This window comes from Gimesia sp., assembly GCF_048260065.1.
GTDB lineage: Bacteria > Planctomycetota > Planctomycetia > Planctomycetales > Planctomycetaceae > Gimesia.
Genome location: NZ_JBLXHC010000009.1, coordinates 184,803 through 199,359, shown reverse-complemented (window position 1 = coordinate 199,359; position 14,557 = coordinate 184,803). Strand labels below are relative to the sequence as shown.

Below are 14,557 nucleotides of genomic sequence, written 5' to 3'. Positions count from 1 at the left end.
ACAGGATTTTAACGCTCACTCCAGACCGGACTGACGATTCACTTAACCGGCAATAACTGCAGGGCATCCAGAATGACAAACCCTTCTGTATTGTCATTGGTTATCCTGATGACGGTTTCCTGATCGGCATCGAGATTGACGATCTTCAGCGGACGGAATCGCTTGCCCTGGGGCAAAGCTTGAGTCTGATCGACGATCATCGACGACTGGTTCTTTCCGGAAGAAACAAACAGGGGGATATTTTTCGCACGAGTCTCATGAGCCGAGTAAGCCATCAAAAGCTGGTAGCGACCACTCTGAGGAACTCTAAATCGAAACACAGCGGTTGCCTTTCCATCTCCGCGCTTGGCATCATGGAGATAACCGTTACCGATATGTGGTTTAAAATTGGTTGAGTGACTCCATTCACCTGTCAGCTCGGCACTCGTATTATCCAGAACCAGCCCGGGCAATGTTCCGGGATCGATGGAAACTGAAACCTTGGGAGCTTCTGACGGAGGAGGCAATTCGAGTACCTGTCCCTGTGCCAGGAGTCGCTTACGAAGCTGTTTGTAAGGCAGTTCCTGAACTGGCACTTTTTCCCGGGCAGACAATGCTGCAGCAATACCGGCACTTTGTCCCAATATCATCCACGTCGGTTCAACACGAATGGATGAAATACCGACGTGCGTGCAGGAGAGCGCTACAGGTACCAGTAAATTAGAACACTCTTTCGACAGTGGTAAAATTGAACGGTAAGGTACGTGATAAGCATAGCCTTGTTTCGGGCTGGTTTTTCTGACGGGAAAGATTGTCCCTTCATTAATCACACATCCGTCTTTCAATGCTATCCGCTGGCAGTCGTGGGAATCGATCGGGAATGATGAAACTGCGATGGGGTCCTGCTTAACAGGTTCTTCCAGAATGTCTTTCTGACTGAGAACATATATGCCTTTCATGCGTCGTCCCTCGCGCACATACAAGGCAGGAGAAAAGTGGTCGTAATCCTGGAACTCATCCTTACACAACCCCAAACGGGCATACGATTTCCGAACTGATTCCGGCACTGCAGGATCTGTCGTGAGAAAATGATAGAACTCCAGTGTATATTGTTTATGTTTTTCCCAGATGATAGCCCGCTCCGCTGCGTTGGCTTCACTCCAGCCGTTACCGCCACCGACCAGACCGAGTGAGAACTGACCACCGATCGAATTGTTGCCATCAAACTTCCCTCCCGGCAGCGGATATAGATCCCATCCCAGACGGCCTCCGGATTTCGCGAAACGCCGCATCACTTCGAAACGGGCAGGATCATAGTGGGCAGGTTTTGGAAAGGGGACGCGGTTTCCTGGATTATCAGTGAGACAGAGACGAAAACTGTATACCATTACATTGGTATCTCCTTCGTCCTCTGGACCGGCATCAGTCGTGGTAATCAGGGGTAATATTTTACCATCATTGTCGAATCCGTTGATCTTCATTCTTTGTTTCGGGTAACGCTTGCCCGCGAGAGATTCATCATATTCTGCTTTCCCTTCCCGACCGATCGTCCAGCTGACTCCAGCAGATGCCAGCAGGTCGCCTTCATAAGTGGCATCGACAAAAGTTTCAGCCTTAAAAATTCCATGGCCAGTAATCAGACTGGTTATTCGAGCCCCCTCTTTTTTAACCGATTGAAGGGAATGTTTCGTCAGAACTTTAACGTGTGCTTCATTGAGCATCTGATTGGTCACGCGTAAAGCCACGTGTGGCTCATAAGTCCATTTAGACTGATCTTTTACGCGAACCTGATAAGGCAATTTGATTCCACGGGAAGCATAATCCTGCTCAATACGCGTGTGCCATTCATCAAACAGCCCCATGACTGTACTACGTACGGTCTGATTTGAGTCACTGAAACTCAATCCGCCCGTATTCAAGCCACCGACATGGTCGGTCGGTTCGAGAAGAATGACTGACGCCCCCTCGCGAGCTGCCGCAATCGCCGCGCAGACCCCACCCGGTGTAGAACCATATACGACGACATCAGTCTGGGTGGTGTTATCTTCTGACTGGGCGCAGACACGGGAACCCGTTGAAAGTATCAGGAGGCACAGAGCGCTGAGCAGTATTTTCATTTGTCATCATCTCTCATATTAAACTTAATCAGAATTCTGATTCTTGACGATTCCTGTTCACTTTCAGTTTAGTGAGTCAGCGAAAAAGTGAAAATTGATTTCACCTTTTGAAAACATGTCTTTCGAACTGTTCACTATACTGATTACCCGGGAATTTGCCCAGTCGGCTTAACTTCAATCCAATCACCGGATCAGGGGTCATCACGAAATATTGTCGCACCCCTGCAGATGAATTCTGACTCAGCCTTCCATTGATGCAGGAATTTGACGACAATAAATTTTATACACCTGTTATTTTCAACGAAGCATACTTCCCTACCATTCTCGGAGGTCATACTGATGAATGCGAATCAGCAACTTAACAACCTGGGACAAAGTCTCTGGCTGGATAATATCACCCGCGACCTGCTCTCCAGCGGGACCCTGCAGCGTTATATCGATGAACTTTCGGTAACCGGACTAACTTCGAATCCGACCATCTTTCATCAGGCAATCAAAAACAGCGAATCTTACGACAGCTCCATTCAGGAAAAATTTAAGAACGGCAAAGAAGGTGAAGCGCTGTTCTTTGAAGTGGCCCTGGAAGACATCACGCAGGCTGCTGATCTGTTTCGCCCGGTCTGGGACCGCACGGATGGCGTGGATGGCTGGGTCTCCCTGGAAGTCTCCCCCCTGCTCGCTTACGACACCGAGAGTACTCTGGCGGCAGCGAAAGATCTGCATGAACGTGCCGGTCGCCCGAATGTGCTGATCAAAATTCCCGGCACGAAAGAAGGACTCCCCGCAATTGAAGAAGCCACCTTTGCCGGGATCCCTGTGAATGTCACGCTGTTGTTCTCCAGCGAGCATTATGTCGACGCTGCCGAAGCTTATTTGAGAGGCGTTGAACGACGCATTGAAGCGGGACTCAATCCTGCCGTCGGTTCCGTAGCATCCCTGTTTATCAGTCGCTGGGACCGCGCCATTGTTGACGAAGTTCCTGAAACACTTCACAACCGTCTGGGAATTGCCATCGGTCTCAAAGCTTACAAAGCTTATGTAGACCTGATCAATTCACCCCGCTGGCAGCGGGCTCTGAACTTCGGTGCCCGTCCGCAGCGACTGCTCTGGGCCAGTACCGGATCGAAAGACCCCAATGCATCCGACGTATTATATATCACATCTCTCGCATCTCCGTTTACTGTCAACACGATGCCGGAACAGACTCTGAACGCCTTTGCCGATCATGGTGAAGTCGGGGACGCTTTGCCGGTAGATGGAGGTGACAGTGAATCCCTGCTTAACGAATTCACTCAGGCAGGAGTTGATAATCAGGCTTTAGCTGCCCGACTGCAGAAAGAGGGAGCAGAGTCTTTTGTGCAATCCTGGAACGAACTGATGGAAGTGATTACGACCAAAAGTGAATCACTGGTACAGGCAGACTGATCAACCAGGGTCAACATTAAAACAGACATTCACCAAAGTCAGGTCTCTCTCATCAACAGTGGCCTGACTTTTTTCTTTGCACACTTGTTTGTATATCATTTCGAATATCGAAGTCGGATTTCATTCATTTTTTTACCTGTAAATAAATGGTGTACTGTGGAATCAGCAGGCTGATTTCGATAACTTCGACTGGTCAATCACATGGTTCAATTAATCATTTTCCAATTTATTCTGAGGTAGAAGACGCTCCTGATGAAAATTGATGCTCAACTTCGTGTTATTGTTTTACTGGTATGCGGCATTATTTTGTGTGATGGTTGCAGTTCTGGTCCCGATGACGTGCCGGAAACAGGAACCGTTACAGGAACAGTTACTCTCGATGGCTCACCCCTTGCCGAGGCACTCGTTATTTTCCAGCCGGAAAGCGGAAGGTCTTCATCAGCAACCACTGATTCCACAGGGAAATATGAGTTAGATTATACGTCGACGCTCAAAGGGGCCAAACTTGGTAAACACACTGTGAGCATCACCACGTTCAAAGCTCCTGAAGGCAACCTGGAAACGAAGGAAGCACAAAAGGATGTTCCCAAAGAAAAAGTCCCTGCCCAGTACAATAAAGACACCACACTGACGGCTGACGTCAAAGCGGGTGAAAACACCATCGATTTCGATCTGCAGTCAAAATAATCAATCCGGCTGGAACCGCTCGCAGCTCAAAGTGAAGTAACTCAATTCTGTTCTTTACTGCGTCGGGTCGCTATTTCAGCCAGTTGCAATGCGTGCTTCTGGAATGGCTTGCGCCCGGTCTGTTCATAGAACCGGGCCAGTTGTTCCAGACTACGGGCTGCAGCCTGAAACTCTTCGGCAGATAGTTTTGAATCTGGTGAAATGACCAGCGGCTCCAGCCCCTGTTCTGCCAGCTCAAACCCGGGATGCTCTTCCAACAGTAGATTCAGATCTGCCAGTGCCTGGGAATCCTGATTCAGACGAATCTTATTTCGAGCAAGATTGTATCGGGCAAATGCACTCTGTGGATCAAGGCTGAGTGCCTTCTGCCAGTAACGGGCCGCTTTATTGAACAGTTCTGCGGAGTTTTCCGGCTGAGAAGTTTCAGCAGCTTTCTCGTACGCACTTCCAAGATTGTTACAGATCTCTGCATCCTGGGGATCCAGTTTGTGAGCCTGTTCCAGATGCGCAATAGCTGCCTGCCACTCCCGGGTCTGCGTCAGGATACTGCCGAGAAATTTCTGAACCTGTAGATTATCGGGATCCTTATCCGCCAGTGGCAGTAAGAGATCGCGTGCTTCTTTAAATCGTTCCAGTTGCATCAGCGCGGATGCCAGTGGGATGGCGCTACCAGTGTCATTCGATCCCATCTGTTTTTTCAGGCGGTTCACCTGTTGCAGTATCTGCTGTCGCGACTGTAGAAACTGATCATAGGCGGCTTCGTCTTCCGGGTAACCGGCCTGAATTCTTCCCGTTTGCGGCAGCATGCAGAACAGAGTCATCAAGATCACAAACGGCACGGCAGCCAGCCTGGGCCAGCGATTGACGGCCGGTCGCGTCCAGGCAGTCCACAACCAGTCAATTCCCACTGCAGAAAACAGCATCCAGAGTGGAAGCATCCCTGCGCGAAACCGACCAAAATTATAGATGAGTAAAATTGAAATGATGTGTACCAGCAGCAAACCTAGCGGCAGCAGCAACTGCTTTCGACGAGAGAAGGAGACGATCAGCCCCAGACATCCCAGCCCGCTGAACAGTCCGAAAGTGGGCAGATAAGGCAGCGGTGCAATCCATTCTCGCGTCGTCTGAAAATAGGCACTATCCGGTACTTCGTAGTCATTCAACAGAATCTGTAATTTCGTGAGTGTCAGCTTCCCACTTCGCAGAGGATCAGCGGCGGCACTTTTCATCCCCTGCCAGAACCAGTAACGCGAACATTCCGCGGGTGACAAAGCGGGTTGTCCGGTTCGCTGCCGGGCTTCTAATCGAAAGTCCTCATGTTCAAACATCGGATGCGTACGAATGAATGGAGGGGGTGAATAATAACCGTTTGCGTCTGGCCCCTGAGCCATGTAAAAGACCTCGCCGCCGCCTGTGGTCACCGCGACAAACTCTCCCGTTACCAGAGCATTTCGAATCGTTACGGGGGCAAGCAAAATTACACAGGCAGAGATCAACACGAGGACTGACTGGTAACAAATCTTTTTAGAGGCACGCTCAGCGTCGGGGTTCTGCCAGAGAAACAGCAATACCGGGATCATCAACAGGATATGATTCTCACGAACCAGAACTGCCAGACCAATTGATATACCTGCCAGCCACAACCAGCGCAGGTGATATTGCTCTCGAAATCGGAGACTGGAATATAGTATCAGCGCGGTAAAAAACGGGCTGAAAAATGTTTTCATCAGCATGATATCGTAAAAGACCAGCGGGCCGAATCCTGCAGTCAGAACTCCGGCGATCAGGGCCACTCTTTGAGTGAACAGTCTCTGCGCTGAAGCATAGATTAGCAGGCAGGTTCCACTGCCTGCAAAAGCCTGTAGTGTCAAAATCAATGTTTCCGGACTGTCAAACAGCCAGTACCAGAAGCCAAGGAAATACGCGTACAACGGCCCCTGTGTAAACGCTGCGGTTGCATTTCCCGTTCCCTGAGCAAGATCCAGACCCCAGTCACGATAAAACTGGTGATCGGTACGATAATGCCCTGCCAGCGGGGAATTGAGATACGAAACCAGATAAAACAGACGCACGCCGAGCGCCAGACAGAAAATCCCTGCTCCCTGCCACCTGCCTGTAACTGGTTTCGATGTCTCGCTGCTTTTCAATTTCATACGTCTCTGACAACTCGACTGCAGTCTGATTCACCGTCTGCAAAATACAAAAAAGCCCGACTTCCCAATTATAAGAAGCCGGGCTATTTTAGATATACCTGATCAGGTTAAACAGTCACCTGATTAGACTGTGTCCAGTTTTACTGTAGCGCCTCCAGGTTCATTTGAACCGAGTAGATTAAATTGAGAGACGCTATAGTTAAATGTGACGCACTTTAGAATTCGCCGAGTACATTTCCATCATCGATGGAAGCGAGACGGTCGTAGGTTACCTTGTCGATATTTTCGCTCAGGAAACGAATCCGACCATCACCCAGCAGGAAGTGGGCTCCGCCGACATGCGCACTGCTGAAGCCGTATTGTGCGTTCGTCGTTCCATTGATTTGTGTCGACATCAGATACTGAGAGGGATCGGACTCACGCAGGAACTGAGGAGCACCATGGATTTTGTAACCGGAACTCGCACCTGTTGCACCGATCCAGATTCCACCGATATTTGATCCCTGGGTGGTTCTTTCGCCTCCCAGCATGGTGTTACTCACACCATCGGTCAGGTCACGAATGCGGATTGCACTGTTACGACCAAAGGCAATCACGGGAGCGGAAGCAGGATACTTTGAACCCACCGTCAGGTAATTGGATTTTCCATATCCGGAAAGGTCGGAGTTCGTTCCCCCCATCGGATCGGAAGGACAGATATAAGCGGGAAGAACTGTTTTCGCTTCGTTCGCTCCAATTGTGGAGAAGGTGGAATCGTACCACTTATTATCAAAGCCACCCTTTGACTGGATCTGGTTATACAGGTTTGCCTGATCCAGGAAAGGCAGAATGAAGGTACCCCAGCCGATGAAGTTGTTGTAAATATCGGTTCCTGCACGGCAGTAACCGGGAGGAAAAACGCGATGCGTATCATGGTAATTATGAAGCGCTAAACCGATTTGTTTGAAGTTGTTTTTACAACTGCTTCTACGGGCAGCTTCACGCGCCTGTTGCACTGCAGGCAGTAATAAAGCAATTAAAATGGCAATAATGGCGATCACAACCAGAAGTTCAATTAACGTGAACGCCCTTCTACGTAGAGTCGTTTTCAACTGAGTCTCCCTGAATATTAAGATCTTAAGACGAACATGTGGTATCAGCGACAATGCCAATACCGGGTAGATGAATCTATAAAATCACTGTTTTTACATAGAGAATATGTAAAAGATTTGAATATATTATTTTCAGGTTAATTGATTAAGAAAGGCAGGCTATTTCATATATCTTCTCAACACCAGCGTTGTCTATTGAAAAGGCACTGAATTATCCCAACTATTTTAAATGTCCTGTTTAAAACAACACGAATAGAGATAATAAGCCCTTAAACGCATATCAACACTGGCTTTATAAACAGTATATGAATATCTACTATTAAATCATCTCGCACCTCTTAATACGCTCTTAACGTGAAGATAGCTGGCGCTGAAATGAGATTGGACTGACGCGAGAGGCCTCAAGCAGCACATAGACAATTCAGAGAGAATCAGAAATCAATCCCGAAATCGAGCTGCCTGTTCCTGACGTTGAGCCTGGAGTGCGTCTGCGGAAACCTCTTCGGAGTACCGCCAGACCATCTCAACCATCTGCGCGTGATCGATGGGTTTTGACAGGTAATCATCGCAGCCTCCCTGCAGGCAGCGTTCGCGGTCCCCTTTCATGGCATCGGCAGTGAGTGCAATAATCGGTGAATCCAGGCCAGCCGCCCGCAGTTCTGCAATTGCCTGCAAACCGTCGACGTGAGGCATCTGCATATCCATCAGGATTACATCAAACGGATCACCTGCATCACGGGCAATTAACGCCATGTCTATTCCCTGTTGACCATCTTCGGCTGAGACGACCGTAGCACCTGCTTTCTCCAGAAAATGCTGGCTGATATGCCGGACCTCGCGTCGGTCGTCTACAACCAGTACACGACAATTGAGACGATGTGCATTGGGAGACTGCTCGGTGCCATCTGCTTTTCTTTCCAGAATACCGGATTCAATCAGAGGAATTCCTTTTATGGAGCCGGTGGGAAGGCGTACGCGGAAGATGGATCCCTGACCGACTTCACTTTTAACTTTCAGCTGGCCTTTCAGCATCTGTACCAGTCGTTTACTGATCGCCAGACCGAGTCCGCTACCTCCATAGGCCCGTGTAACCGAAGTATCTCCCTGCGAGAACGGTTTGAACAGTCGCTGAATCTGGTCTTCACTCATGCCGATACCAGTGTCCTGAACTGCAAATTCAATGGTCGGTTTATCAGAATCTGACAGCAGTCTGATCACCAGTCGGACCTCACCATGCTCGGTAAATTTGATGGCATTACCAACCAGATTGATCAGAATCTGCCTCAGTCGGGTCGCATCGGTCACGATCGTCTCTGGAACCTGTCCGGTGAACTTGACATTCAACAATAGGTTCTTTTCGTCGGCCCGTACCTGCATGAGTGCCTGCACATCAGAAACGAGCTCTCGGAGTTGCGTTTCCTTCATCTCCACTTCGAGTTTACCGGCTTCGATGCGTGATAAATCAAGAATGTCATTGATCAGGTCCAGCAGATGCTCTCCATTTCGCTTCATGATCATGACGCAATTCAGATTATCGGGATCAGTCAGATGCCCGAGCAGAACGTCGGCGTAACCTAAAACCGCAGCCATCGGAGTGCGGATCTCGTGACTCATATTCGCCAGAAATTCACTCTTGGCCAGGTTGGCCTGTGAAGCCTTCTGTTCGCTTTCACGAATCGCTTCTTCCATCTCTTTGCGGGCCGTGATATCCTGCACGGTCGAACTGACCCCCCAGACCTCCCCATTCTTATGCGTCATCGGGTGATAGTTCACCAGCCAGCAGCGTTCTTTGTCACTGGCGGGAGTCTTACCGCGCACTTCGTGATTTTTCACTGCCTGACCAGTCTGAAACACCCGTTCGTAAAGCGGTTTGAGTCGATCCGCAATCCCTGGAATTAGCTCAAAACAGACGCGTCCCAGATGTTCTTCCCGGGGAATCCCATTGATGCGGGCCAGTGTATCATTGATTCGCAGATAACGGTATTCGCGATCGACCAGTCCCATCCCGACCGGAGCAGTATCATAAATCAGTTCGAGTTCCCGTTTCTGACGACTGGATTCCGCCTCGGCGGCGCTCAGGCTCTCTTCTGCGATCCGCTGTTCATGAATATCGCTGACCGTTCCCACCCATTCCAGAACCTGTCCTTCCTGATCAAAAACGGGAACAGCTTCTGTTATCACAGGACGGTATGATCCACTTTCCGCATGCCAGATATGACCATGCACACGATAGCTGGACTGCTTACCCGCGGGTTTACTCCAGAGTGCAGCCAGTTCGGCGCGATCTTCAGGCAGTACCGCCTTCAGCCAGCCTTCTCCCTGGTGATCTTCCCAGGTCTGACCGGTAAAACGCTGCCAGGATACCTGGGCGACAATAAAATTCCCACGCGGATCGGTCGTCCAGATAATGCTGCTGGTACCGGTTAAGAACGCCTCATATCGAGACTGCATCCAGCGCAGATCATGTTCGATTCCTTTTCGCTGCTCCACTTCTTCCAAAAGTCGCGCATTGGTTGCCGCGATTGAAGGGAGCTGCAACAGACGGGGCATATATTTGATTAATACAATTACCGTTGTCCAGGAAACGACAGCAGTCGCCAGCTTTAATACTCCCGAGATCCGATAAATCGGATTCCAGAAAATGATAGCTTCAACCAGATGGACGGTACCACATAGCAGAATGAAAGCAGCAAACAGGCCGAAAAGCTTTGTATAGGGAACGTCGCGCCGTTTATAAGTGAAATAGATCAGTACAATCGGGATTGCTGTATAAGCAGACCAGGTACCGATATCGGACAGAATATGTAACCAGCCCTCACCACTCGTCCAGTTGCCACAATTCCAGCGAGCTGGATAGTCCGATGTATCAAAGAGCTTCGAAAAGAACTCAATCATCCACTCAGCCTTCTCCCCTGCTACCCAGGAACGCTTTCATACTGATGTTTTTTACTCAGGACTGACCAATGAAGGGGATACTTTAACGATCATTTACCCACGAACAGATCTGTTTCAGATAACTGACGTCACCTTTGCGACGATGATTGAAAGGAAAGGTACAGCGCAAGACTTCATTGTCTTAACGTTGCCCGAACTTTTCCATTCTCTGGCTGGCATTAACTTGAGATATGTTTATCGTTAATTCAGTTTATACAGTCGTTTTGATTTTCTCAATACTGATCTGATCAGACAACGGGAGAATGATTCGGCATCTATTAACTGATCCTGTTTTCTAAACGATCTTTATTCATATAGACTCACTCAGGCTCATTAAGTGTTTCTACCCCGATTACCATCCCCTCCAGTTCACTGACGATCTCGCATAAAGTTTTCCAGAGATAGACTGCGTAACTGCAGTCAAACCAGAGTCGGTATGCGGGAAATCCCTGACACGAGTACGACAAAATGCCGCAGCTGACACCTGCCAGACGGGTAAACACCCAGGTATGATTCGACACTTCGCGAAAATTCACACCACACGTCTGCACTAAGACCTCATGCGCATGAGAACCAACCAGTAGAATACTGGCATCCTGGCGTTCGACTCGAATCAGTTGATTCCCTCGTGATGTCAGCAGCGTATCCAACTGAGGAACTACAAGGTCCAGTAAACTACTCTCCAGGAGAAACTCGACCGTTCCCAGTCGGACAATTAATCCTCCGTCCGACAGATGCTCCAACGCATAGACCTGTTCGGGAACCGGCAAGCCCTGTTCACTTAACCAGCTGGCAGCAGCCGCACCTTTCAGGCCCAGTCGAGACAAACCGCTCAAATCACACAGCCCCAGCTTCTGCATTGCCGCCTGTTCCTGCTCGCGACTTCTGTACCTCAACACGATCGGCAACTGTGAGTCTGGCAACCAGACTGGTTTCAGCGGCTCCAGCAGATGCTGAATCGGTGTTCGGCGGAAGATTGTTTCAGGCATCACTTTCTCCCACAGGCAGGTTCTGTCGCTGATGATCGGGATCGTAAAAAGGCATCTTTGTCACTTCAGCGGCAATCATTGTTCCCTGCTCCCCGCGAATTTCCACACGTGTTCCAGGCGTCGCCAGATCGGGCCGTACAAATGCCAGTGCAAGTGGCGGCCCCCAGGTAGACCGTCTGGCGATACTGGTAATCCGTCCGACAATTTCCCCGGCCTCAATAATCAGATGACATTCTTCGGGCAGTATTCCCGAGCTGGTTTCGGGAAAGGACAGTCCCACCAGGATTCGAGTCAGTTCAGAGCGTGCAGCAATTTCCAGACTGCGACCTCCCACAAAAAAGTCTTTCCCATTACCGATGGCCCAGGCTGCATTTGCTTCAAACGGATTAGTTAACGCATCGGTATCCTGGCCTACAATCAGATGCCCTTTTTCCAGCCGCAGTAAGCGTTGTGCTTCCATACCAAAGGGCTTGATTCCGAACTGTTGCCCCGCCTCTATTAATTGATTCCAGACATGCAGCCCCGAGGCAGCGGGGACATGAATTTCAAATCCGAGTTCTCCGACAAATCCCACTCGCAATAACAATGCAGACACTCCGGCGACGTTCGCAGGCTGCACACTTAAATAAGGGAACGACTCTGCATCGAGATTCAAATCGGTCAACTGCTGCAAAACTGCGCGGGAATGGGGGCCAGCAATGTTCATTGCAGCCAACTGCCCGGTCGCATTCACCAGCGTCACATTCATTTCCCAGATTTGTGCCCAGCGTTGCATTTCACGATAAAATGCCGCGGCTCCACTACTGGTTGCCGTCACATAAAAACGCTCATCGTCGAGTCGAGCGATCACTCCGTCTTCGATGATGACCCCGGTTTCATCACAAGCCAGACCGTAACGCAGGCTGCCTGGTTTCTGTTTCACAAATCGTCCGGTATAAATGCGTTCCAGAAAACGGGCTGCGTCGGGACCACAGATCTCCAGTTTTCCCAGCGTGCTCACATCAATCAGCCCCACATTCTGCCTGACGTGACAGGCTTCATCATAGATACAATCTTCCCGTGTTTTACCGGTATGCTGATAATACTCGGGCCGCAACCAGGCTCCGGCGTGAATCATCAGAGCGCCAGCCTGGTTGTGCCATGCATCGAGAGGTGTGCGTCTCTGCGGGTGAAACCGTCGTCCTGCCAGATGTTTTAAAGGGACAGGCTGATAAAACGGGCGGGCTGTCGTTGTACCGGTCTCATTGATGTCATTCTGGTTCAGCCGCGCCAGAATTCGCACAGCGTTCATATTTGACAGTTTTCCCTGACTGGGTCCCATACCTACCGTCGTGTAGCGTTTCAGCAGTTCGATATTATCGAAGCCTTCCTGGTGTGCATTTTTAAAATCTGCCAGATGCAGATCTTCATCCAGGTCGACGAAGTTTTTCTTTCCCGGATGTGCTACAATCGGATAAGGATGACTGGGTGCTGTTCCCCGATGATCAATCGCCGCAGGCAGCGAACCCGAGTATTTTCCGAGAAAAGAAGCCGCTTCCAGGCCCGCTCGTATCCCGTCCGCAACCTGTTCGATCCAGTCATAGACACCGTTGAGCCGGCCGGCTGCAAACAGTCCAGCAGGGCTATCGGCCTTGGGAATCAGCTGCTCAACCTGTTCATTGTATTCAAAGCGTCCCCCTGCCTGATAGTAGATACTCGCATTCGGTGCCCAGCCGACACTCATCACAATCGCGTCGCATTCAATCGACATTCTTGAAGACAGATCTGCATTCCCCGCGTCATCCAGTCGACAGACAACAGCCGCCCGCACACCGGTCTTACCGGCTGTCGGGAGTGCTTCATAAATCGCATGTTGCTGATAGACAACAATCCCCTGTTCTACGACATGATCTCGATACAATGTATCTTCCGGACTGCTTCTTAAATCGATAATAGCAGCCACCTGAACCCCTGCCTGATCCAGCTCCAGAGCAAGTCGGTAACCATCACTGTTGGCCGCCAGTACGACCGCTCGCTCACAGGGTTTAATGGCATACAGATGCATTAACCGCTGCGCTGCCGAACCGAGCATCACTCCCGGCAGGTCATTATTCTGAAACACCGCAGGCTGTTCGAAACAGCCGCTTGCCACCAGTGTGGCTTTCGAACGTAATTTTGTCAGCTTGCAGTCATCGACCAGAGCAGCCCAGTGATCCGCATAACAGCCGGAAACCTGGGTACGACTGCGCAGCTCAATATTTTCCATTGACCTGATCTGCTGCAACATTTGCTGTAACTGCGTTTGGGCCAATTCATCAGTAATCCACTGCCAGCCAAAACTACCGCCCGGATATTGTTGCTCATCGACAATTATCACCTGCAGGCCCTGCTCGGCCGCTGCGATCGCACCTCCCAACCCCGCCGGCCCTGCCCCGACCACCAGCAGATCACAGAAAGCATAGTCTTTCGGCGAATGCGGAGAACGTGCGGCGGCATCGATTTTGCCGAGCCCGGCCACTTTGCGCATTTGATTTTCATAAAACGGAAACAGCCAGCGCGGCGTGTGAAACGCTTTATAATAAAAGCCAACCGGCAGGAAACGACCGAACCAGTCCATGAAACGCAATCGATCGCGTTTCACACCCCCTTGTGTATTGACGGCCTCGTATTCTGCTCCCGGTTCCACCAGCAGAGTATCACCCCGCAGATTGAACTGATCCTTCGTCGCCACCATCACATTCACATCGTGGCTCATCAGACTATAAATCCCGCGGGGCCGGTGATATTTGAAGCTGCGTCCCAGCAATCGGACATCATTCGCCCAGAGCGCACTCGATAATACATCCCCTTCGAACGCGGCAATCGTTTCGCCTTCGAACTGAAACTCCAGCGGGCGACTGCGATCAATCCATTCCCCTGGTTGAGGCGGCAGACGTCTATTCATTGCTGGAACTCTTTCCATACAGGTAGGTCTGCAAGAACTCATCGGTCCGGTTATCCCGCTCGGCGATAAACCACACGCCACTGGGAACGTGATACCACCACTCGCGTTTTACCGCAGGTCCCCCTGCTCGATGGAACACGTAGTCGGCCCATTGTTCGTCCGTCGATTCCCGCGGATCAGGCATCTCACGAACTTCGCCTCCAAAATGAAATTCCTGCAAGGGGCGCGGGCCATTAACGGGACAGTGAATCAGTTTCAT

The 14,557-nt window shown here is 50.2% G+C and carries 9 protein-coding genes; 2 read left to right on the top strand and 7 right to left on the bottom strand.

Annotated features, from left to right (window positions below):
- Nucleotides 1-38: 38 nt before the first annotated feature.
- Entirely contained in the window at nt 39-2,096 is a 2,058-nt protein-coding gene (locus ACN0YN_RS17970; RefSeq protein WP_417386413.1) for an FAD-dependent oxidoreductase, read from the bottom strand.
- A 339-nt stretch (nt 2,097-2,435) separates the two neighbouring features.
- Between ACN0YN_RS17970 and tal the strand changes: the two genes are divergently transcribed.
- Nucleotides 2,436-3,521: a transaldolase gene (gene tal / locus ACN0YN_RS17965; protein WP_417386412.1), complete on the top strand. Its 1,086-nt coding sequence runs from the start codon at nt 2,436-2,438 to the stop codon at nt 3,519-3,521.
- Nucleotides 3,522-3,773: 252 nt separating this feature from the next.
- On the top strand, nt 3,774-4,208 hold the full coding sequence (locus tag ACN0YN_RS17960) for a carboxypeptidase regulatory-like domain-containing protein (protein ID WP_417386411.1): 435 nt from the start codon (nt 3,774-3,776) through the stop codon (nt 4,206-4,208).
- A gap of 41 nt (nt 4,209-4,249) precedes the next feature.
- Here ACN0YN_RS17960 and ACN0YN_RS17955 read toward each other — a convergent pair whose 3' ends face one another.
- From ACN0YN_RS17955 to ACN0YN_RS17930, 6 genes are all read right to left on the bottom strand, one after another.
- Nucleotides 4,250-6,361, bottom strand: coding sequence for a glycosyltransferase family 39 protein (locus tag ACN0YN_RS17955; RefSeq protein WP_417386410.1), 2,112 nt, complete (start codon nt 6,359-6,361; stop codon nt 4,250-4,252).
- A gap of 215 nt (nt 6,362-6,576) precedes the next feature.
- Nucleotides 6,577-7,452 (bottom strand): DUF1559 domain-containing protein, encoded by an 876-nt coding sequence (locus tag ACN0YN_RS17950; protein ID WP_417386409.1) that lies wholly within the window; start codon nt 7,450-7,452, stop codon nt 6,577-6,579.
- A 438-nt stretch (nt 7,453-7,890) separates the two neighbouring features.
- Entirely contained in the window at nt 7,891-10,347 is a 2,457-nt protein-coding gene (locus ACN0YN_RS17945) for an ATP-binding protein (RefSeq protein ID WP_417386408.1), read from the bottom strand.
- A gap of 359 nt (nt 10,348-10,706) precedes the next feature.
- Nucleotides 10,707-11,375, bottom strand: coding sequence for a hypothetical protein (locus tag ACN0YN_RS17940; protein ID WP_417386407.1), 669 nt, complete (start codon nt 11,373-11,375; stop codon nt 10,707-10,709).
- The gene (locus ACN0YN_RS17935; protein WP_417386406.1) at nt 11,368-14,298 is read right to left on the bottom strand and encodes a 2Fe-2S iron-sulfur cluster-binding protein; all 2,931 of its coding nucleotides are present in this window, start codon (nt 14,296-14,298) and stop codon (nt 11,368-11,370) included. The genes ACN0YN_RS17940 and ACN0YN_RS17935 overlap by 8 nt, the downstream gene beginning before the upstream one ends.
- Nucleotides 14,291-14,557 carry a sarcosine oxidase subunit delta gene (locus tag ACN0YN_RS17930; RefSeq protein WP_417386405.1) on the bottom strand — a complete coding sequence of 89 codons (267 nt, stop codon included), beginning with the start codon at nt 14,555-14,557 and terminating at the stop codon, nt 14,291-14,293. The genes ACN0YN_RS17935 and ACN0YN_RS17930 overlap by 8 nt, the downstream gene beginning before the upstream one ends.